This window comes from Nitrososphaerota archaeon (genome assembly GCA_011605775.1).
Lineage (GTDB): Archaea > Thermoproteota > Nitrososphaeria > Nitrososphaerales > JAAOZN01 > JAAOZN01.
Genome location: JAAOZN010000062.1, coordinates 21,027 through 42,355, shown reverse-complemented (window position 1 = coordinate 42,355; position 21,329 = coordinate 21,027). Strand labels below are relative to the sequence as shown.

The 21,329-nt window shown below is 49.3% G+C and carries 22 protein-coding genes and 1 tRNA gene; 11 read left to right on the top strand and 12 right to left on the bottom strand.

Annotated features, from left to right (window positions below; all coding sequences use genetic code 11):
* Positions 1-415, top strand: a 415-nt coding sequence (locus HA494_05740) for a hypothetical protein (GenBank protein NHV97273.1), incomplete at its 5' end; no start/stop codon positions are given.
* 152 nt (positions 416-567) lie between these two features.
* Here HA494_05740 and HA494_05735 read toward each other — a convergent pair.
* Complete coding sequence (locus HA494_05735) at positions 568-951, bottom strand: hypothetical protein (GenBank protein NHV97272.1); 384 nt, start codon at positions 949-951, stop codon at positions 568-570.
* A 146-nt stretch (positions 952-1,097) separates the two neighbouring features.
* Here HA494_05735 and HA494_05730 point away from each other — a divergent pair, with 146 nt between their 5' ends.
* From HA494_05730 to HA494_05715, 4 genes are read left to right on the top strand one after another with little or no spacing between them, the layout of a single operon-like run.
* Positions 1,098-2,450: a hypothetical protein gene (locus HA494_05730; protein ID NHV97271.1), complete on the top strand. Its 1,353-nt coding sequence runs from the start codon at positions 1,098-1,100 to the stop codon at positions 2,448-2,450.
* A gap of 5 nt (positions 2,451-2,455) precedes the next feature.
* Positions 2,456-3,475, top strand: a complete 1,020-nt coding sequence (locus tag HA494_05725; protein NHV97270.1) for a hypothetical protein — start codon at positions 2,456-2,458, stop codon at positions 3,473-3,475.
* Complete coding sequence (locus HA494_05720) at positions 3,468-4,322, top strand: hypothetical protein (GenBank protein NHV97269.1); 855 nt, start codon at positions 3,468-3,470, stop codon at positions 4,320-4,322. The genes HA494_05725 and HA494_05720 overlap by 8 nt, the downstream gene beginning before the upstream one ends.
* 3 nt (positions 4,323-4,325) lie before the next feature.
* Positions 4,326-4,787, top strand: coding sequence for a hypothetical protein (locus HA494_05715; protein ID NHV97268.1), 462 nt, complete (start codon positions 4,326-4,328; stop codon positions 4,785-4,787).
* Between the two features lie 121 nt (positions 4,788-4,908).
* On the opposite strand, the gene HA494_05710 is transcribed toward HA494_05715, so the two are convergent.
* The 9 genes from HA494_05710 to HA494_05670 all read right to left on the bottom strand — a co-directional run bounded on the left by HA494_05710 (position 4,909) and on the right by HA494_05670 (position 14,753).
* The gene (locus tag HA494_05710; GenBank protein NHV97267.1) at positions 4,909-7,149 is read right to left on the bottom strand and encodes a hypothetical protein; all 2,241 of its coding nucleotides are present in this window, start codon (positions 7,147-7,149) and stop codon (positions 4,909-4,911) included.
* A 41-nt stretch (positions 7,150-7,190) separates the two neighbouring features.
* Entirely contained in the window at positions 7,191-8,234 is a 1,044-nt protein-coding gene (locus HA494_05705; GenBank protein ID NHV97266.1) for a hypothetical protein, read from the bottom strand.
* Between the two features lie 102 nt (positions 8,235-8,336).
* The gene (locus HA494_05700; GenBank protein ID NHV97265.1) at positions 8,337-10,055 is read right to left on the bottom strand and encodes a hypothetical protein; all 1,719 of its coding nucleotides are present in this window, start codon (positions 10,053-10,055) and stop codon (positions 8,337-8,339) included.
* A gap of 5 nt (positions 10,056-10,060) precedes the next feature.
* Positions 10,061-10,219 (bottom strand): hypothetical protein, encoded by a 159-nt coding sequence (locus HA494_05695; protein ID NHV97264.1) that lies wholly within the window; start codon positions 10,217-10,219, stop codon positions 10,061-10,063.
* 16 nt (positions 10,220-10,235) lie between these two features.
* A complete protein-coding gene (gene radA / locus HA494_05690; GenBank protein ID NHV97263.1) occupies positions 10,236-11,228 on the bottom strand; it encodes a DNA repair and recombination protein RadA in 993 nt (330 codons plus the stop codon).
* 146 nt (positions 11,229-11,374) lie between these two features.
* The gene (locus HA494_05685) at positions 11,375-11,668 is read right to left on the bottom strand and encodes a hypothetical protein (protein NHV97262.1); all 294 of its coding nucleotides are present in this window, start codon (positions 11,666-11,668) and stop codon (positions 11,375-11,377) included.
* Positions 11,658-12,836: an AAA family ATPase gene (locus HA494_05680; GenBank protein NHV97261.1), complete on the bottom strand. Its 1,179-nt coding sequence runs from the start codon at positions 12,834-12,836 to the stop codon at positions 11,658-11,660. Before HA494_05680 ends, HA494_05685 begins: the two co-directional genes overlap by 11 nt.
* A 189-nt stretch (positions 12,837-13,025) precedes the next feature.
* A complete protein-coding gene (locus tag HA494_05675) occupies positions 13,026-13,973 on the bottom strand; it encodes an aminopeptidase (GenBank protein ID NHV97260.1) in 948 nt (315 codons plus the stop codon).
* Between the two features lie 36 nt (positions 13,974-14,009).
* Positions 14,010-14,753 carry a ZIP family metal transporter gene (locus HA494_05670; GenBank protein ID NHV97259.1) on the bottom strand — a complete coding sequence of 248 codons (744 nt, stop codon included), beginning with the start codon at positions 14,751-14,753 and terminating at the stop codon, positions 14,010-14,012.
* A gap of 85 nt (positions 14,754-14,838) precedes the next feature.
* Between HA494_05670 and HA494_05665 the strand changes: the two genes are divergently transcribed.
* From HA494_05665 to HA494_05640, 6 genes are all read left to right on the top strand, one after another.
* A complete protein-coding gene (locus HA494_05665) occupies positions 14,839-15,558 on the top strand; it encodes a DUF3786 domain-containing protein (protein NHV97258.1) in 720 nt (239 codons plus the stop codon).
* Between the two features lie 34 nt (positions 15,559-15,592).
* The gene (locus HA494_05660; GenBank protein NHV97257.1) at positions 15,593-15,892 is read left to right on the top strand and encodes a hypothetical protein; all 300 of its coding nucleotides are present in this window, start codon (positions 15,593-15,595) and stop codon (positions 15,890-15,892) included.
* 10 nt (positions 15,893-15,902) lie between these two features.
* Positions 15,903-16,895, top strand: a complete 993-nt coding sequence (locus HA494_05655) for a 5,10-methylenetetrahydromethanopterin reductase (protein NHV97256.1) — start codon at positions 15,903-15,905, stop codon at positions 16,893-16,895.
* A 79-nt stretch (positions 16,896-16,974) separates the two neighbouring features.
* Entirely contained in the window at positions 16,975-18,528 is a 1,554-nt protein-coding gene (locus tag HA494_05650) for a dihydropteroate synthase-like protein (GenBank protein ID NHV97255.1), read from the top strand.
* Complete coding sequence (locus HA494_05645; protein NHV97254.1) at positions 18,518-19,252, top strand: DUF447 family protein; 735 nt, start codon at positions 18,518-18,520, stop codon at positions 19,250-19,252. The genes HA494_05650 and HA494_05645 overlap by 11 nt, the downstream gene beginning before the upstream one ends.
* On the top strand, positions 19,227-20,207 hold the full coding sequence (locus HA494_05640; protein NHV97253.1) for a kinase: 981 nt from the start codon (positions 19,227-19,229) through the stop codon (positions 20,205-20,207). The genes HA494_05645 and HA494_05640 overlap by 26 nt, the downstream gene beginning before the upstream one ends.
* Before the next feature lie 10 nt (positions 20,208-20,217).
* On the opposite strand, the gene HA494_05635 is transcribed toward HA494_05640, so the two are convergent.
* Both HA494_05635 and HA494_05630 read right to left on the bottom strand, forming a co-directional pair.
* Positions 20,218-21,060 (bottom strand): F420-dependent methylenetetrahydromethanopterin dehydrogenase, encoded by an 843-nt coding sequence (locus HA494_05635; protein NHV97252.1) that lies wholly within the window; start codon positions 21,058-21,060, stop codon positions 20,218-20,220.
* Between the two features lie 105 nt (positions 21,061-21,165).
* Positions 21,166-21,250: transfer RNA gene (locus HA494_05630), tRNA-Leu, on the bottom strand.
* Between the last annotated feature and the right edge of the window lie 79 nt (positions 21,251-21,329).

Genomic DNA, 21,329 nt, shown 5'->3' with positions numbered 1-21,329 from the left:
TAAGGATTATTGGCGCTTAAAGGGCATCTACGAGCTATATGATCTTTACTCAAAGATTCGAGGTGAAGTCTGGTCCTACCTAGCTCTCTATAACAGAATGAGGGATGAAGGAATGAGTCCTGACGAGTTTGTTTCAGCGCTTAAAGACATCCAAGAGCTGAAGAAGGTTAGAAGCGAGGTAGAGGATGCTAAAAGCGAATATGTTAAGATCTTAAGCGAGATAGAGGCTGCTAAGCGTGAGAAGGAGAAGATATTGGTGGAGCTACGGTTCACGAAAGATTTTGTTGAAGCTTGGTTTGGGAAAGGTTTAGATGGAAGTGAAGCAATCAATCGAGTTGTAAACGCTCTACTTGCGCGCAAGGTTAGCCCAGAGGCGATCAACGAGGTGCTAAGCGCCATCGGCTTAGCAACCTAAAGATACAAGCGTAAGCCACTAAAAACAATCTAGTTAAGCGCGTTTCTGAGGAGCTGCTCTGTGAACACAACGCTGTGTTTACTGTCTTCTCTGGTAGAAAGTGTATCACGCCATAATTGGAATATTGGGGTTGCTGTGACTTGCTAGCATAGCTAATGAGCACCCCTCGTCATGTAGTATGTGACGAGTGCAACCTGACACTTCGGACATAGGATCTGTGGTAGAGTTGCTGATAGGCTGTTCCAAGCTTCCTCGTAGGTCTTCGCCCTCTTCTTCCACTCTTCAGCTAATCCGTAAGCTATGGCCGTCTCAGCCTCTGTCCAGAGAAGCTGCTTAGCCGTATCCTCATCGATATATGTCACTACGCTGAGAAGCTTGCTGACCGCCTTCCTGTAGTCGGCTCGATCCTCGTCTGTCAGCTGAACCCTCCTCACAGCCTCGTGGTAAACGGCTTCACCTAGGCTCTCCCTCACGTTGTGGTACCAGGCTTCCCTCTCGATTTCGAAGACGGTCGCTGGCTTAAACTCCTTGTCCACTCTGATGCGGCGGGGTTTGAACCGCTAGAAGACTAGCAGCCCTTTGCTCAGGGCTTGGGACTACAACGGCTTCGGTATCCATCTTTATCTCAGATCCTTTTTGCTTCGGCGCTTCTTCGTCTCGCTCCTACCTAACTGGGGGTGGGATGCGGTACGGTGATCAGCATTACAAGGTGCTGTTTATTGTCGAGTGGCGCCCACAACCCGAACTGGACCTTAGGCTTATCATGAAGGAAGATGGCGGGTACGCATTCGAGGTTGCTGTAAGAGATCCAGCTACGGGCGAGTGGAAGACGAAAGTGGAGGAAATACCCGCTAAGACTGTTGTGACAACGTCGGCTGGCAGGCTACCTATGCCTGAAACCCTCCGCAGATGCTGGTTGCTGAGTGTGGACGAAGACGAGGAGCTTACGAAGAGCATCAACCAACGCAAGGTTGAATTTGCCGCTGGAAAGATCAAGCCAGCCGACGAAGAAGAGTTAAAAGTCTTTCGCGCAGCCGTGGATTTGCTTGAAGACTACGACGTAGTGATTCCTTACGCTGAAGAGCTGCTCAAACTGGCGCCATGGGATCGGTCTAAACTCGACTTCCTCCTCGATCTAATAAGAGTCGTCGCTTACTTACACCAATATCAGCGTTTTAGGCGTGGTAACCTGATCTGTGCAACAGCAGCAGACCTCTACATAGCGCTGAGGGTTGGCTGGGGTGTTTTGATATCGTCGCTCTACCAGCTGCCAGGGCGGCTTCAGCGCTGCTTCGATAAGATTCCACCCTACAACGGAGGCGGGCTTACCAGCGAGGAGGTTGCTGCGAAACTTAGGGTAGCGCAATCGACCGCCAGACAATACCTTGCAGACCTAGTAAACCTAGGATATGCGTATGAATTCAAACCAGAGGGCTCCAACAGGAAGCTATATTGCCGAAGTGTAAGATCTGCTGAACTGCCGAACCCTGATGAAAACGTGATTCAGCGCATTGATTGGGCAAAGGTTATTGAGCATGAGAAGGAGTGGAAAGCAGGTGAGCCTAACGGATCTGCTGAACAAGACCAGCCTACACTGGACGGTTGGAGGTTCGTCGTAGACCCAATAGACGGCCGATTAGTTGATCTAACTAAGCTCGCTAACAATATTGGTTTAGCAGATCGTTTAGCAGAGCCCACCAATCGGCTAGAATCGAGCCCAGATCAGCTAAAGGGGAAAGATTCACCCTCATCGTCTGCTGAAGCAGGTGGTTCAGCCGGGTTCAGCGGTTCAGCAGAATGCTCAAGATGCGGATCTAAAGATGGTGTGTCGGGCTACTGGCACCCGAAGCTCAAGCGAATAGAGTATTTGTGTAGAGCTTGTGCGGAGACATCTGAGTTTGATCTCATAGAAGCGTGCTGCGGCAACTGCATCAATTACTCGTCCGCATCCTGCCTCAAGCACCCAGAGTGGGCCGCTGTAATGCCGACCGCCCGCTTCGCCGAGACCTGTAAAGACTTCTCTCCAAGGGTGTAGGCGGTATGAACTCGGCTGAAATAGCCGACTACGTTCTTCAACTTCTACCCGAAGCCTTCAGACTCCCTAGAGATGGTATGTTTGGGCTAGGGAGCTATGTCATGCTGAATGACGAGATCAAGCACGGTAGGTTCAAGGTATCGTCTAAGGAGGAGCTTATCGGGTGTTTGGAGAGCTCTTTGTTGCACAACTGCTTCCTATCTACGCATAGTGAGGTGGAGCAGCGCCGAGGCATCATAAGCACAGTCTTCATAGACATAGATCTCGAATCTGATTTAGATCTTGCTAAGAAGTATGCTCTTAAGTCAGCTAGGCTCGTCAAGAGGCTGCTGGATGTGAAGCCGCTTATACAGTTCTCTGGCGGCAAGGGCTTCCACATCCTACTACCCTGCGAACCTAGAGATCTGCCTGGAGGCGTAGGGGAGGCTAAGGAGTATTTGAGGTGGATTCAGGAGCGCCTATCATACGGGCTCTGCGACAAGCAGATCCTAGGCGACTTAAACAGGCTCTTTAGGATACCCTGCACCCTAAACTCCAAGATCGTAGAAGGCGGGCTCATCTCTCGAAGAGTTGAGGTTATTCAAGATTGGTGCGGTAATAGAGCCGACCTAACCCTACTCTACGGCGACTTCAAAATTTCAAAGGTTAGCAGAGCCATCGAAGCGAGAAGAATACCACTAAAGGCAGAGAGGGTTAGGGGGTACGAGTGGGTCGAGAAGCTACTAAACACACCTATCGCAGACGGCAGGAAGATATGCATAGGGCTAGCGATAGCGCCATACCTCGTTAAAGTGAGAGATATTGAGCCCGAGGAAGCGACGAAGATAATCGAAGACTGGCTTGACAGATGTGACAAGCTTAGGAGGGTGGATCAGAGAGCGAGATACCTAGCAACATATCAGCCACGCTACATAGAGAGAAAGCTGATACGCGGGGAGGATGTGCCGATAATTTCATTTAAGAAGCTCTCAGAGATAGTAAGCCACCTAGGCGTGAACCTGAAGGAGGTGCTAACAGTTGGTTGACTGGGAGAGCGTCGTAAACAGAGCCTGTAGCCTCATAAGAGCATACAACAGCCAGGGCATAAGACCCACACTCAGACAAGTCCATTACAGGCTCGCATCTGAGCTGGTCGGAGGCTACCAGAACACCAAAGCCTGCTACAAGACACTCAGCGAAAGACTCGTTAAAGCCAGGATGGGTGGGCTTATCCCCTGGGACTCCCTAGCTGATCACGTAAGATACAGGTGGTGGTTCAAACCTAGTGGGCAAACAGTTAACGTAGATGAGTTGGTTGAGAGGGCTACAGAGGGCTTAGGTGAAGACCCGTGGGAAGATATGGGCAAAAGAATCGTTGTTTGGCTCGAAAAGGACGCGTTAGCCGAGTTAATATACGATGCTGTAGGCGGCTTCTACATACCACTAGCCGTATCGAGAGGGTATTCTTCCTGGACCTTCATCTACGACAACCTAGACATATTCCATAGCGACTGCGAGGCGAAGGTCCTATACCTCGGAGACCACGATCCAAGTGGGATAGATATCGAAAGATTCACGGAGGAGGCTGTAGAATACTTCGGCGTAGACTTCACACTTAAGAGAATCGCCCTAACCTATGGACAAGTCCTAAGCTACAACCTTCTCCCAAACCCAACGAAGAAGGCTGACCCAAGAGCCGAAGAATACGTAGCGAGATACGGTGATCAATGCTGGGAGCTCGATGCACTAGAACCAACTGAGCTACAGAGGATCGTGAGAGAGGCTGTTGAAGCCGAAATAGACCCCAAAGTCTGGAGCGAAGTGATCGAAAGAAACAGAGAGACCCTGAGGAAGGCTAGAGAGGAGCTGAAGAAAAAGCTGGGAGCAGCGTAACCGATGGCTCAAACCCTCAAGAAGAACCGTCTGAACGCTGATCACAACGTTGCTTCTACTACACGTCATAATAGTAGAATTGGCGTAGATGTGCAGTCCGCTTTAGATAAAGAGCTTGTAAGGATGAAGGGCATCTTTAAGACCGGTTATGAAATCCATTCGGTTAAATGGATTCCCAACGATGAATATGAGAAGGAGGGTGAGGTGAAGGATAACACCATCTACGTATATTCTTCGAATGAAAGAGATGCGCTTAAAACGCTAAGGCACGAGTTCTTCCACTACCTCATCAGCAAACCAGCTAAAAAGTATGAGAAGATCGTTAATGTGCAAGGGGCCTTAATTAGATCTCTACTAGCGCAGCTCCTAGAGGAAGCGTATAGAGAGGAGGAGCAGCTAGTAGATAAACTCGTAGAAGCGTTTGAGCGTATGAGTGCTGAGTCAAAGGAGAGCGAAGCCCCGTAAAGACTAGTCGAGCACCCTAGAAATTTCTTCTAAAACGACCAAAATCCACCACACTTAACTCTACGGGTCTTTGAAAAGGTCAGGAATAGGCTTGCAGCTCAAGAGATTGATTGTATCGCTGTCAGGTTTGTTTCTCTGTTTCCGCTTCGAGTTCTGTTTCTCTTCTCCTCTCTTCTATGAGTTCTTTCCACCATCTTTTATCTGGTTTTGGTAGGTTGTAAATCTGTCTGTTGAAGTTTAGTGTTGATAGTATTGTTTCTGCCGCGTCTAGTATGAGATCTCTGTACTTTTCTTCGTCTATGTTTATCTGGCCGTTTATTAGATCGTATGCTATTACTCTGCATAATGGGTTGTGGTGGTCTGCGTCTGTGTAGATGAAGTTGACTTTTTCTTCTGGTTTGATGCTTCTGCCTCTGCTTGCGAGCTGTATTGCTGCTGAGACGTGTGGGAGGATGCTTCTGTACTGTGTTACGGGTTTCTTTAGGGTCTTCGACACCACCAGATCTTCTTGCCGAATCTTCCCCTTCATAAGATCGTCAATCGCTTCAGTTACGACTTGAAGGGCTTTATCGTAGCCTTCTGTCTGTACCTGCTCCGCGTTTTCGCAGCTGAATAGGGTTTTGATCAGCTTGGTCTGGAAATCTTTTATGAATTTTGGTGTGTCGTGTCTTCTTAGCTCGATTCCTCTGGCTACTATTTCGCCGTCGTATAGTATGCCGAAGTAGTGTTTTTGGGCCTCCATGATGGCTGATGGGTCTGCTTCTAGGGGTAGGAGGATGAGGAACTTGTAGTGGTGGTCTAGCGCCATAGGCAACCCTATCTGCTCGCTGATCTCCTTAGCTAGGTTCTCGTAGTCCTCTTTTTTTGCCCCCCTCTTCTTAACAAAGATGCTGTCGCAGTCAGCGTAAACTACTTCGAAACCCCTCTGCTGAGCGATATCCTTCGTCTTTATCATGATTTCTCTCGACTTCTTGTTGATTTCTTCGAAGGCCAGTACGTTGCCGAATCTGTTCCAGCAGCATCCAGAGGTTCCGTAGAGGGTGACGAGAATAAGCTTTAGAGCAGCTTGGCGCTGCTCACACCAAACCCACTCGCAGCTGCCCTTTGGGTAGTTGTTTCTCAGCCTCTTGAAGTAGAGTCTCCTCTCCAGGTAGCGTTTTGTGATGTAGGGTAGTAGGGCATCCTCCCTCATCTTAACGCCTTCTGGTGTTACTGTTTCGTAGCTGATGCACCACTTCACCAATATGTTTGGGTACTGTGATTCGTAGTCGAGCTCAGCAACGTTCTCATGCACCACGCCTATCTTAGGTGGTATGATTATGCCACCCTTATCCCTCTCAACCACAACGCTCATCGGTCTGATGTACTCGAAGTGTCCTCTGTTCTTCGGTATCACATAACCCCTCTTCAGCAGCTCGTAGCAGCATCTGCTGTCATTGATTCTGTTGCTGGTCCATCTACTGGCGATGCCTGGTGGTAGGAAGCTGAACCTAGCCCTCTCGACCAAGCCAGCTACACCCCACTCGTCGAATGTGCAGCCGAATTGGTTGTAGTCTAGCGCAACCCTACCCCTAACCCAGTATGGCAGCGGCTTCCGTATTGTGTTAACATCCACTCTCTCCCTACCTAGCTGAGGGTTCAAACCCAGGATCTTGCTGCGGTTGTATAGGTATGGGAAGGTGAAGTCGTCGCAGTTAGGGGAGACTAGGAGGTCTGGGTCTCTCGATCTGATTAACTCTGAGAGCGCTTCGATGATGTGTTCTTCTGAGCCTTCGATGACATCCTCCTCACCCTCAAACCTCACCTCAGCCAATCGGATAGGGTGCTTACTTGGATCTGGGGTTGGTTCATTTGTGTGTAGGTTGAAGTATACAGTTGTGAAGGGAGGCGGCTTGATCTCCCTATCGTCATCGATCCTCGAAACGCCGATTAGTTGCCTTTGCTCATCGTATTCTACCTCCACCTTACTGGTCGGCTCAACACCAAGATTCTGGAAGAGGTATTGTTGGACGTGCAGTAGGTCGGTGTTAAAGAGCTCCTCCACATACTCCGAGGACTCCAAGATCATCAGAAGCCTCTTATAGCTCGATGCCTTATCTACAGTTATCTTTAGAAGGCTCTTCTTCTCTCCGTTTCTTAGATTGGTGTACTTTTCAACCCACTTCACATCTAATACGCTTAGGTGTTGCTGAAGTAGTGTGCTGAGCCTCTCCCCTTCTTCCCTTCCCTTTGGTTTTATGTAGAAGGTTGGTTGGTATTTGTCTCTCAGCTTGATTGCTCTGTTATCAACTGTTTTGAGCCAGATCGCTGCTTCATCGCCATCTATGTATGTGTCGAGTATCCAGCCTACCAAGCTACCCATTCTCTGATGGCCTCGCTCCGCCAACTAGGTTAGATAGGGCTTCAAACCCTTCTCTGGAGCTCTTGTATCGCCTTCTCTTGCTCTTCGAGCCTCCTCCTCAGAGCCTCTATGAGCTTTCTGTTGTGTATGTTTGCTGTTATGTTGAGCGCATCCACTACCGTTGGTAGGTTTGAGTTGCCCATGGCTGCTTGTTCAACACACCAGGCTTCTTTGAGGAGGAGGTTGAACGCTTCCCTATGCTCTAGGTCGATTAGCGCATTTTGGTAGCTCGTCTTAAGCTCGCTGATGGCTTCTTCGTAGCGTTGGCGGAACGAGGGTGTTATCCTACCCACTAGATCACCACCTCCCTCAGCAAGGTATAGTGTGATTGAGTCGGGTGTCTTTCTGCAGGGGTGTTTGATGAGGTACGCTTTAGCAGCATCCTCAAGTCTCTTTATGTATACGATGATGCCTGCTGCGTGGCGTAGGTAGTTCCCGCCTTGTGGTCGTGGTATGAAGCCTCTACCAGTGTTTAAGGCGTCTGCGGTAGCCACTAAAGCTATTCCTCTCTTCTTTGCTGTGCTCCATAGTATGCTTATCACCTGCTTCAGAACCCTCCTTGTCTCTTCAACCCTCTTTGAGTCCGCAAAGAATCTGGTGATGTTGTGTACGGCTAGCAGCTTGATCCCAGGGTCCCTCTCCATGAGCTCGGCTACTTGGTTGGCTACTATGAGCTGCCTCTCCTCGTTGTATGCTGCGGCTGTGTATATGCTTCTGAACACATCCTTAGGCTCTAAGCCTACCCGCTTCGCCAATCCTCCTAGTAGCGTTGGGTCGAGTATGGTTTTACCTGTGTTGTAGTCTGTGTTGTTGAAGTAGACGCCTTTCGCCTGAAAACCTCCCCTATCCCTTGGTAGAACGCAGTTCACGATGAGCCTGTGGATTAGTGTGTCTAAGATCTGCTGCTCTCCGTAGAATAGGTAGAAGAGACCCTCCTCAACACCACCTATCAAGCTATCTAGATCTGGGTTGCCTGTGCTCATCTTCAGCTTCTCTTCGTAGAGTGCCTCGGCAGCCCTCCTCATTTCGACGGGGTTAAGAGGCACTTCAGCTCCTCCCCTAATCTGTCGAGGCGCTCGATGGCTACGTAAATCTCCTTAAGGAGGTCTGAGAGCTCTTCATCAGAGTAGCTTCTTCTCCTACTCAACTCAGCTCACCCGCAGAATCTGCTTCGGTATGAAGCATAGCTGGTCTGGGAGCTGGATTATCTGTCCTCTAGCTCTAACCCTCTTACTTAGGATCTTCTGGTGGATGTTGCTGAGTACCAGCTTCTGCGCATCGACACCCCTCCCCTCTCCTTGCGTAAGCGGTAGTGTGTTGTCGCCTAGGCGTAGGTCTTGAAGCACATTTCGTAGCACAGCTCTAACTCGATTTGTAAGCGATGCCTTCTTGGCTTCGATAAACTTATTCGCGCTGTGGTTTATGTAGATCGCACCGCTTTCGAAGAAAGCTGTTGATGGTGGGTATGTGAAGAGCTGCTCAGAGTTCATCAGATTCACCTTGAGTAGTGGTGTTTCATCTGGCTCAACTTCTAAACTGTAAACTTCTCTCCAGAACTCGACGAGGTTTCTTCGGTCGCTCTCCGAGACCTGCTGCTCACAAGCCTTCCTGTAGATGACGCCTTCGATCCTCCCCATCTGGCCTAGTGGTGCGAGGTGGACGCAGCTTCTGAATGTCTTCAGAGCCCTCTCTATCGCCTCAGCCGAAGCCCCTCTACCCCTCCTCCACCTAACGTACTCCCATACGCTCTCCCTAACTAGGGCTTGAGGCGATGCCTCAACCACAATTGTCCTATCTGCTAGGTTTACTCTTGTTGAGAAGCCGAGGTATAGCTTAGCCCGCTCACAGCCGTAGAGTGGTGTCGGCTCATCTAGTAGATGTATGCCGTGGATCATAGGTCTACCAGTCGTCTGCTCTATCCTAAGCCAAAGAGCCCTCTCGATCAGCCTCCTCAGAATCTTCGAGTCGTGTGGATCCTTTGGGTCTAGCCTCCTTGTAGAAGTTTCCAATACCCTGCTAGGTAGATCTCTGGTTGAGGGGAAGTAGGCGAGGTTGAAGCCCTCAGTCGCCATGATGAGGTTTCTGCTGCGGAGGCTAGATGCGTTCTCAACAACCGCCTCAACAACATCAACCTTATCTGGTAGGGTTAGGTGGTAGGTGATGAGATCAAAGCCTTCTACAGATTGCTGCGACGCATTGGCTAGTAGTAGGATCTCGCTTAAGCTCCTCCCGATCAACTCAGCAGCTATGTGTCGGGTGAAGACGGTTTTGATGGAGCCTGAGCCGTCGTAGAGCATAGCTGATACCCTTAGACCCCAACTCCAACCATCCCCGCAACCGTTTGGGCAGGTGTCGTAGATGACTCTCCCACATCTATTACACCTCTTAACCAAACCAGATGCGCTGAAGATGTTGGTTACAACGCCTTCAAGTGTTACGTCGTAGATCGGCCTAGGTATGCTCCCAATCTTAGGTCTCCAGACGTACTCCCTCGCATCCACATCAGAGAGGGGTTGGACTCCGCTGTATTCTGTGATGACGAGTAGGATCGATCTATCCTGGAACTCGTGTACATACGCTCCTCTGATCTTAAAGACGCCTCCTCTTTCGAATACTGGCGTTGGTTTGTGGCAGATGAAAGGCACCCTAAAGGTTCTATCCTCCAAGACGCCTTGGTATACCATCTTCACACCAAGTTGGTCACGCTTCTCCAAGACCCTAAAGTTCACCAGCCTCGCAACAGTGTCCACGTATCTGCCTGGTGTGAGCTCAGCTAATGTTAGTAGCCTCCTAGCTTCATAGGGCTTCGGCTGAGGTATCGCTTCAGGACCAGGTGGGATATATCTGCCGTCGAGCAGCAGGCTCAAAAGCCTCACCTACTAAAGCCAGATGCTTGTGTTAAGGTGTGTTGGCGGTGCCTAGCCATATGTATCCAGCAGTATGTTTCACCGCAAACCAAGCACCTATAGTAGTGTTCGCTGCCGAGTCTCCTCCCACACCATTTGCACGCCTTGATCGCTTCAGTTAGCATCTCGCATCACCGTCGGTTAGTCTGAAGTCTTCTTCTTCGGCTCTGGGTCTACTACACCCTTCTCGTTGATGGTGAATGTTGCTTCTGAGTGTGGGTGGTAGGGGCTGTCGACTAAGATCGCCCTCCTTTCCTGCCCAGCCTTCTTCAGGTAGATTCTGTAGGTGCTTGCGTGGGCTATCACGTGCCCTCCAGCTGGCTTATTGGGGTCGCCGAAGAAGGTGTCTGGCTGCGCCTGAACCTGGTTCGTAACCACCACAGCTACGTTGTATATTTCAGCTATTCTGAGTAGCCTGTGTAGTAGGCTGTTAAGCCTCTGCTGCCTCTCAGCTAAACTCCCTCTGCCAGAGAACTCCGCCCTATATAGGCTGATGACGCTGTCAACCACTAGAAGCCTTATGTTATCCTTCTCTATGTGCCTACCTAGGCTCTTAACCACGAGCTCTAGGTGGCTGCTGTTATATACTCTGCAGAAGACCACGTTGTTGAGGGCTTCCTGTGGGTTCAGACCCCTCGCTTCAGCGATCTGATAGAGTCTCTCAGGTCTGAAGGTTGACTCCGTATCTATGTAGAGGGCAGATCCACCCAAACCGCCTTTCTCCAACGGTAGCTGGCAGGTTATGCAGAGCGTGTGGCAGATCTGGGTCTTACCGCTCCCATACTCACCCCACAGCTCTGTTATCGCCTGGGTCTCAACACCGCCCTTCAGAAGCTCATCCAGATTCTTAGAGCCAGTTGTGCACCTCATCAGGGCTTTCCTTCTATCGAAGACCTCAGACGCCCTGATGAACTCCTTCTCAAGCAACCCGCTCTTCATCAAAGCGGTCTGTGCCACGTAGATGAGCGCGCAAGCGCTCTCCCTCGAACCACCTATGATCTGAGCCACCTCCTCTGGGAGGGCTGCAGCCAGATCTATTATGGACTCTACTCCTGCTTCACGCAGCTTCTTCTCTGTAGCTGGTCCAACACCATCCAAGTCCTTGAGGGTCAGATCGAGTACGCTTTGAGCCATACCCTTACCTCCGAAAATTAAGATAAGCCTAGACTATTTAATCGCTGGAGGAGTTTGGCGCCCAGGGGGAGGGGGGTGTTCGGAAACCTTAGTTAATGAACAGCTGGGTGCTATGGGTGAGTGTTGGTTGATGTTTTACGATTCGGTTAGATCGCTTCGATGGCTCTGAGGAACTCTGTCAGCTTCTTAACTTCGTCCTTATCTATGTTGATCTGGTACTTTTTGACACCGTAGGTGTGCTGCTTCACCCAGCCTAGTTGGAGTAGCTTCTTGAGTATCTTGTCTGCGTCCTGTCTTCTTAGGCCTGTTCTCTTCGCTACGGCATAGGCTGTGAGTAGTTGGTTTGGTTTTTCCGCTAGGGTTATTATGGTTCTGATCTTTCCTTCGCTTCCAAGCGCTTCAACAAGTTCTTCTTCGACCCTTCTCCTCTTATCCTCCATCTACACCAGCCTTTATTCTTTCGATGAGTGTGTCTAGGAATCTGTCTAGCGCTTCTGTTGGTACGCCGCTTATGCCTATTGAGGTTAGCGATTTGATTTCTACGATCCCTCTGTCGTGTAGGTCTTCTACGCACTCCTCTATCTCATCTACGCTCATCGGTTTGAGCTTGTATTCCTCCCAGACGACTCCTGTTGAAAGTCTGATTTCTTTGAGTGATGTGTATGGTCTGCCGCTCGCTCTCAAAGACCTCACCACACCTAGCAAGACGAGCTTCTCTCTTGGTGGTAGGTTTGCTATGTCTTCTTCTGTTATGGATGGTGTTGTTGCGTTCAAGACCCTTCTTATGTGCTCGGCTGTGATTGCTTCAGCGCCCTCGTGCTCCGCTAGGGTTCCTGAGTATAGTAGTAGGTCTAGGGCGTATCTCATATCCCCGTTGACAGGCGGCTTAGCGGTTATGTCGGCTACATATTCTAGAACGTCGCTCGATAGGGCTCGTGGTTGAAAAGCATCCCTAACCCTATGATCCAGTATGTCTAGTATCTGCTTGGAGTTGTATGGCTTGAACTCTATGGGTATTCTTCCTAGTGTGCTGAGTGCTGCTTCATCCAACATCTTATGAAACTCTCTGCTTCTTGCTGTGAATACTACGCCTATGACGTTGCAGGGCTTGCCTGGCTCAGAGACCTCCTCAAGCCTCGTGAGGTCGTAGATGACGTCTGGCTCCCTACTGTGCTTGATGAAGTAGTCTATTTCATCCAACGTGATTAGAAGGTAGCGGTTTCTCTCCCTAAGGTACTTTACGAGCTGGTAGATGAGCTCTTCAGCGCTAAGGCTTGCTGAGTATGCTTCTGGAGCCGCTTGCTGCACCAGATACCTGTAGAGGAGTACTCTACTACGCCCGTGCAGCTTCAGGTTGACGTATATGTGGTTGAGGTCGATTTTGAGGCGCTTAGCCTCCTCCTGAAAGCGATCGCCAAACAGCCTAGTCGCAGCGGTCTTACCACAACCCACGCTCCCAACGATCTGAACCGTGCGAAGATGAGTCTGAGAAGGTCTAATTAAAGTGTCCTTGAAGAAGCTATGGAGCTGAGCTATCTGCTCCTCCCGATGAGGTAGGGTAGAGGGTATATACCTAGGCGTAAGCTTCTCCCTATCCTTAAAGATCAAACTCAACTGAACACCAACCCCCTAAATTTAAAACAACCAGTGGAGAGAGATTTAGAGCGAGAAGCTTACTTTCTTTAAGCAAACTTTACTATGCTATGGTGTAATAATTATAAAAGAGCTACGTTATATCGTAACCTTTTCCATGCTGAGCTACGGGCCCACAAGGTTAGGTAGATTCGTAGGAGGTTTTTAAACTAATATCTGCCCAGCTTCGACTACTAGCTCTCCATCTAGTATCAGTGTGCCTTTCAGCATGGTTACGTCGAGGTGATTTTGGCTTCTGATCTTTCCGCCGAGTAGTGTGTTGTCGCCGAAGCCTATGGAGATGGTGCCTCTTACCCGCGCGTCCTCAGCGCCCCCTACAATCTTCGCTTTAGGGTTGGTGCCCACACCCAGCTCACAGAGCACATTCGCATCTTCGTCTCTCGAGAGTTTGTGCCTCAGAAGCGGGTAGGCTTGGTCATCCGCTAAATCCGTTAATCTACCGCGCTGAATCATACACATAATGGGCTTCTGAACCCTCCCCGAACCTATAATCGTACCATCTATGAAGAGCCTACCTTTGGCTGTAAACTCCTTCGGAGCGACAGCTACTAAGCCAGCGGGTATAGATGTTAGGTCACCTTTGTTATGCGCTAAACCAGTTGCCAACCTAGCCTTTCTTCCAGCGAGCTCCATCACAAGGTTTGTGCCGGCGAGCGTCTTCACCTCAGCTATCTTAGCCTTCTGCAGCCTCTTCCCAAGATCCTCGAGCTCCTCAGCCAACTCCTCATAGTCTACTTGAACTGTGCGCAGCAACGTTGATGTATTGATTCTAAACATAGTTAGCACTCTAGCTCCCTTCGAGGTGCAGTCATAGAAGTAGTCATAGGAGAAGGGCTCGGTGCTGCAAGCGAAGACCACATCGACATTGTTAAAAGCAGAATCATAGGGAGCGGGCAGTCTCCCCCCTTCAAGTGAACCGTAGATTACAACCTTAGGCTTAGCTCCAACTCGCTCCACCGCTTGCTTGAGTGCCTCGAGTATCTGAGTGTCTTGGGCCTTATCTGAGATTATGAGCACAATCTCGTTCGCCGAAACCTTCGCGCAGACCTTTACCAGTATATCAGCAGCTTCCGTCAGCGTAACCAAGCTCATCTTCTGTAAATGAAGGGGTTACCAAAAAAGATTACTTTACCCAAAGGCGTTATCAAGAAGCATCATTAGAGCGAAGCCGCAAACAAAGCCGAAAGTAGCCTCCTTCTCATGCCCAAATCTGTGGCTTTCAGGTATCATCTCGTGGCTGACCACAAAAGCCATAGCACCCCCAGCAAAGGCTAAGGCAAGCGGCAGAAACCCAAACGAAATAGCAATCACTGAAACACCAATAACCCCACCTACTGGCTCCAAGAGTCCAGTAAGTAGAGCATACCAAGCAGCCCTACCTCGCCCAAACCCAGCTCTAACAAGTGGGAAGGCTACAGCTGAGCCCTCAGGTATATTCTGGAGAGCTATAGCTGCAGCTACTGTTAGCGCTGCGGTTAAATCGCCTCCAGCAAATGAAACGCCCACCGCCATACCTTCAGGGAAGTTATGTATGGTAATCGCGAGAATCATGAGGCTTGTGCCTGATAGATGGGAAGCAGGTCCTTCGTGACCTTTGAACATGTGCTCATGAGGAACATACTTGTCCAGAAGATATATGGCTACAGCACCTACGACAAAAGCGGTAGTCGCCTGTGTCACCCCACCATAGGCTATGGCGGGTATTAGGAGGCTGAATGCTGTAGCCGCTAACATGACGCCTGCAGCGAAACCGAGTAGAGCGTCTAGGATGCGTTGGCTTAGGCTCTTCATAAACAGCACCGGGATTCCTCCGAGACCGGTCGTCGCGCCGACCACTATACTAGCCACAACACCGAGCTGTAAAGCATCCATCTTCAGACGCCCCGCTCACTATCTCAAATACTCCATCCTCTCCAACGTATCTCTTATATAAGATAAGTGAACATCAACCAGTGGTATGGCTTCGGTAGATCTGTTTGAGAAGATGGGGTTCAGAAAAGGCGAGGGAATAGAGGAGAGATGGTTCACCAAGCTATCAACACTGTTTGAATCAAAGAGCTGGGACGCTCTTCTCAGGGGGGCAAGATACCTAAAAGCGGGGCTGAGTGGTGCGGCCTCAGATGCGCTGCTCAAAACATCCTTTATGGGGCTTGATCTACTATTTAGCATTAAGCCTCCTCAGGTAGAGCTGTATTACATCGATAGGTTAGAGAAGCCCCGCCACTACGCCCAATACTTATGGATAGCGGTTAACTGCTTTGAAAGAGGCTGCTTGGCTGAATCAGACCCCCCTCCACCCAGCACTGAACTAATCAGCATAGCTCGCTTCGGAGGAGCTGATACTATGCGTGGATACGATAGGGTCTTCGCATCGCAGCTGCTTAGCATCATGCCCAACGCCACACCAGAAGAGGTACAAAAGGCTGCTGAGCTCGTGGGGGGTAGGGTTGTCGATCACCTTGACGCCCTCTGGGCCTATGAGATAGAGCCACTCGCATCGGTCAGGGTGAGGTTCGCATATTGGTCTAGTGACGGAGAGCTGCCGCCTTACGCTTCCGTACTCTATGGTGCTGAGACACTGTTAACCCGGATACCTCTAGAGGATCTTAAAGCCCTAACCTTCCTAATAATCTCCAGGTTAGGCGCAGCATACCATCTGGTAAAAAGCAGAAGTTAAACCTTTTTAACTACTTCCAACAGCTCACTTGGGTATGAGTAGTGTAGATTTATCTGAGGTTGTGGCTAAAATACCGAGAAGCATCCGCAGCAACCTCTCTACACAGCTCGTCGACATACTCCTAAACGCTAAAGGCGGAGATAAGCTATCAAGCAGCTTAGCTAAGAGCTTCCTCTACCTCTGGCAGAAGGATAGGTTGGCGGAAGATGAGGGTATGGATGTTCTGCTTAAAGCAGCCTTATCTTTAGACGCTGAAGCAACCTTGAAGCAACTCAGCGAGAGTAACTTAAGCGAAGTAGCCGACGCTATACAAAAACTCAGCAAAAAAGGGTGATCTAGAGTTGGTGAACTTCGGGGTAGAGTTCGTACCTAAAGATGTGTATTGGAGAACAGTATACTACGCGATTCAAGCGGAGAAGGGTGGCTTCGATAACCTCTGGATAACAGACCACTTCATCAACCGAAGCGTCTACGTTACACTAACCCTTATCCTTAACTACACCGAGAGAATAAAAGTTGGAACAGGGGTAACAAACCCGTTCCTCATAAGCCCTCTCGCTACAGCAAGCAACATAGCCTCCTTAAACGAAGTCGCACCGGGAAGAGTGATCTGTGGCATAGGTGCTGGAGATCTGACCACATTGGAGCAAGCTGGTGTGCAGGTTACAAAACCACTCTCGGCGATGAGAGAAGCCGTTCAGATGATAAACGCCCTTCTTAAAGGAGAAGGGTTGCAGAACTTTGAAGGTACAGTGTTCAAAGTCAAGTCGGCTAGACTAGCCTTCAAGGTTAGGAACCCGATCCCAATCTACATAGGCGCGCAAGGTGCCAAAATGCTGAAGCTCGCTGGAGAAATGGGGGACGGTGTGCTGATAAACGCATCCAACCCAGCTGACATAAAAGAAGCCGTGGAATTAGTAAAGGAGGGGGCTTCATCAGCGGGCAGAAGCATGGATAAGATCGATGTTGCAGCATACACCGCCTTCTCTATACACGAGAACGAAGAAAAGGCATTCAAGGCTGCTATGCCTGTAGTAGCATTTATAGTAGCGGGTGCACCAGACCCCGTACTCGAGAAACATCAAATCAACCTAGAAGCGGCGAAGAAGATCAAAGACGCTTTGGTTAAAGGCGACTTCCCAACAGCGTTTTCAGCAGTAACAAGAGAGATGGCTGACGCCTTCTCCCTCTACGGCACACCAGCACAATGCATAGAGAAGATCTCACAGATACTTAAAGCTGGGGTTACACAATTCGTTGTAGGTTCACCTATCGGCAGTAATGTGAGGAAAGCTATCGATCTTGTGGTAAAAGAAGTCATTCCACACTTCAGATAGAAGGCTTAGCGCTTCTCTCAACCTATCACCTATCTACGGACAGATTTTTTAATCACTCTCAACCAAATTACTGCTTGGTATGAAAGTGCTCGTTGTTACTGCGCAGCTCGCCGCGGAGGTGGTTAAACAGCAGGTTAAATCGAGTAATGTTGATTGTGAGGTTTTGGTACTTCCGAGACCCGTAGCCGCTCTGCTCAACACATCATACATAGCACGAAAACTGCAGGAGGAGGATGTTAGGGGCTATGATATGATACTTCTACCCGGTCTATGCTTCGGCGATCTTAATATAGTTGAGAAGGCAGTCGGTGTGCCTGTGTATAAGGGGCCTAAGTACGCTGCTGATCTGCCCCTGGTGTTAAATCTGGTCGGTTCAGTTACACTCTCCAAGACCGTGCCTGCGTGTGAGCTTCTCGCCAGTATGTTAAGGGTTGAGGCTGAAACATACATTAGGGAGCATGAAGAAGCGGCGCTTAAAGCTGGCGGGGAAGGTAGGATTAACGTAGGTGGATTAAGCGTAGGTTATGGGTTGCCGATGAGAGTTATGGCTGAGATAGTAGACGCACCTCTTCTCAGCGAGGAAGAGATACTAAAGAGAGCAAACTACTACATATCTTCGGGCGCCGATATAATCGACGTAGGTATGGTTGCGCGTGAAAGCAGACCTGAGGACGCTGGTAGAATAGTAAAGCTCCTTAAACGGCATATAGACAAACCAGTGAGTATAGATACATTAGATGTAAATGAGTGTAAAGAGGCAGCTAAAGCTGGTGTAGACTTGATCCTCAGCTTTGACAGAGGGACGCTAGAAGAAGCCTCGGCATTCGCAAAAGATATACCCTCAGTCATAATACCCTCACATACAGAAGCGGGCTACTTCCCTAAAGACCCTGAGGAAAGAGTGAAGGCGCTTAGAGAAAACCTACAGCTCGCTAGAACCCTAGGTTTGACTAAGGTCATCGCAGACCCTATAACAGATGTGCTGATAACCCCTGGGCTGGTGCGATCTCTGGTTGCACACCACCTCTTTAGGAGAGAGGAGCCTTATACGCCCCTCTTCATGGGGCTAGCAAATGTCAGCGAGCTTCTGGATGCTGACTCCATCGGGGTTAACGCGCTTCTAGCTGGTTTAGCGATGGAGCTTGGCGCATCTATAGTCTTGGCTACCGAAGCTAGTGTCAAGACGAGGGGGGCTGTAAAGGAGCTTGCCAAGGCTTGCAAGATGATGTATATTGCTTACTGCAGAGGCTCAGTACCCAAAGATCTTGGTTTAGATCTACTCATGCTTAAAGAGAAGAGGCTTAGAGACGACCCCCTTATTCAGGTGGGTGAGCAGTGTGGAAGAGTTCAGGCGGATGGTGAAGAATCTGTGTATATTGATCAGAGGGGCTCTTTTAAGATAGCGGTTGACCGAGAAAACTCCCAGATAGTCGTCTACCATTACCCCCGTTCACTCAAAGATGTCGATGTCGTCATCTATGGTAGAGAGACGTCGAAGATCGTAAAGAAGATTATAGATTTAGGGCTTGTTTCAAGGCTTGATCACGCAGCCTACCTGGGGAGAGAGCTTCAGAAAGCCGAGATCGCCTTGAAGACAGGCAAAGGATACATACAGGACTCAGATCTCTTTTAGTTTAAGCGTAAAGCTTTTACGAGGCATTTTCAACCGCATCTTCGATAGCGCTCTGAATTCTAAACATTTACTTGAAAGGCTCGGTCTGAAAGTTGGGCACATCTATGAGGGGATAGTCTGCACCTGGAACCCAGACAACACCCCTAACGCTGCACCGATGGGCATAACCCCGTTAAGAGGTGGTAAAGTGGCTATACGCCCCCATACAGATACAGCCACATACCGTAACCTTTTGAGGACAGGCTGCGCAACCATAAACTTCTCCTCAGACCCTTTGCTCTATTACTTTTCAGCCCTGAAGTTTCTTAAAGCAGAGTGTTTGAAGAGAATGTTTAAGCGTTCGGATGCCGTAGATTCACCTGAGCTAAGGAAAGCTGATGCGGTCTTGAGCGTAAGTGTGGAGCGAATCACAGGAGATGGAGAGAAACGCGCGCTCTTTGAATGCTCAGTCCTCTCAATAAAAGGGCCTAAGATGAAGAGAGTTGAACCATATTCCCGGGCACCTCACGCATTAATGGAGTGCATAATACACGCAACTAGAATCAGACCGTATGCTGAGTCAGATCTAAACGAGGCTAGAAGGCTGCTTCACCTCATAGAGCATCACCGCTCCATAATATCTAGGGTGGCTAAACACTCTGCCTATGCGCAAGCAGCAGATGAAATCTACACATACTGTAGGAGGTTGGTTTCCGAATATGAGACTCACGATAAAGACGCCTAGCAGGCTCCATATGGGTCTGATTGATCTTCGGGGAGACTTGGGCAGAGCATTCGGCTCTATCGGGGTTGGGATAAAGTATCCGAACGTGATCTTGACCGCTGAAGAATCAGATAGGTTAGTGGTGGAGGGTGAGCAGGCTGAAAGGTTCAGGTCATTTGCTGAGCGGTTTATAGAAGCTGTAAACGCTAAGATCAAATGTAGGATTATTGTGGAGAAGACTATACCTATGCACGTGGGATTAGGCTCAGGTACGCAATCGGCTCTAGCAGTGGCTTCACTTATCAGCAGTATAAACAACCTAAGGGTTTCTGTTGAGGAGGCTGCTGTGCTCACAGGTAGGGCCTCAATATCAAGTATAGGTATAGGAGTCTTCAAGTACGGCGGGTTTATAGTCGACGCAGGACATAAAGTGAACCCGTGGGAAAGATCTAAAAAAGAAAAAAAGAGTATAGCACCCATCGTTTTTAGACACCCCTTCCCGAAAGATTGGCTCTTCGTCGTAGCGGTTACAGAAAAGGAAAGAAGGGGGCTTAGTGGAGAGAAAGAGAGGAAGGCATTCGACACCCTACCCACGCCAAGAAAAGAGTGGGCTACGGACATCTGCAGGCTAGTGCACCTAAACCTAATACCAGCCCTCATCGAACAAGACATAGAGACCTTCGGAAAAGCCCTTACAAAGATCCAGATATTAACGGGTAAATGCTTTGAGAAGATACAAGGAGGCATCTACGCAAGCAGACTAGCCGAAGAAAGCTGCAAAAAGATGCTAGAAGCTGGTGCAAAAGCAGTAGGACAAAGCTCCTGGGGACCAACGGTCTACGCGCTAGCGCAAGGAATGAAGCAAGCTAGAAAGATTATGCTGTCTTTAGAGCCTCTACTAGGCTCAGAGTTTGAGAAAAAAGTCTTTGTTGCTGAAGCAGATAACAGAGGGGCTAAGCTCCAGAAGCTAAGCTAGACTTTTAGATTCACGCGGAGGGCTTAGAAGGCTTTTCGGCAAACTTGTACTTTTTCAATATCGTGCCGTCATCGTAGTGAGGCGACCTGAAGACAGTATCGTTGCACTTCTCTATACTTCTAGCTTCGTCAGCTAGCATAGCGGCTGCAGCCAGCATCTCGTGCCCAGCAGCTATCAGAGGCATATACCTCTCCATCTCCTTGACAACAAAGCAACCTTCTACCGTAAGGTCAGCAACCCGCCTAGCCATCTCATATGCTGCCATAGCCTTTGCTCTAGCATAGGGGTTCTGTAGACCAGAATTAGCGATCGCCTTCTCCTTGTCTACAATGATGCGAGGCAAAGACGGTTTCTCACCGCGCTTCAGAGCATCTATCACCGTATCCAACTCATTCCTCAGTATGTTATAGGCGCCTGTTATAGCGAGCACCTTTGCAATATTTGCGTTAAACAGAGCCATCTCAACCGGATCTAAAAACTCCCTCCTCGCGCCAAGCATAGAATCAGCTTCAACGATAATGTAGCCTTGACCAGCCTCCTCGATAGATTTCACAGCCTTCTTCGCTGGAGCGTCAGAGACAGTAATAGTAGGAAGGTTCGCTTCCTTAAATATCTCACGCAGCTTAGTAGGGCCTGGTAGAGCTGCGTTGGGGGAGGTTATAATTACTAGATTAGGCTTCATTTCAACGAGCGTCCTCCCTACCTCTGTAGCCTGCTCAACGCCAACCTTTGCGCCCGAGCTCACCACTCTAACGTCGATGTCTTCACGCTCAGCCCGCTCATCGAGAAGGTATTCCAACAACACCGCACTACCTATGCACCCCACTTTCGCAAAACCCACCTTCAAAACCATTGCTTTTCACACCTCAGCGCAGACATATGCAGAACACCATTTTAACCTTTTGCTCGTAAAATGCTCAAGAGATCGATCACGATAGCTTCGAGTATTCTTCTGGAGTGCGGGGGGTGGGATTTGAACCCACGAACCCCTATGGGACGAGGTTCTAAGCCTCGCGCCTTTGACCTGGCTTGGCAACCCCCGCGCACGGTATTGCTATCTCGATATGGTAAATTTAAGCCCTACAGTGGTAGGCTAAGGATGATCGCTTGTGGTGTTACGTG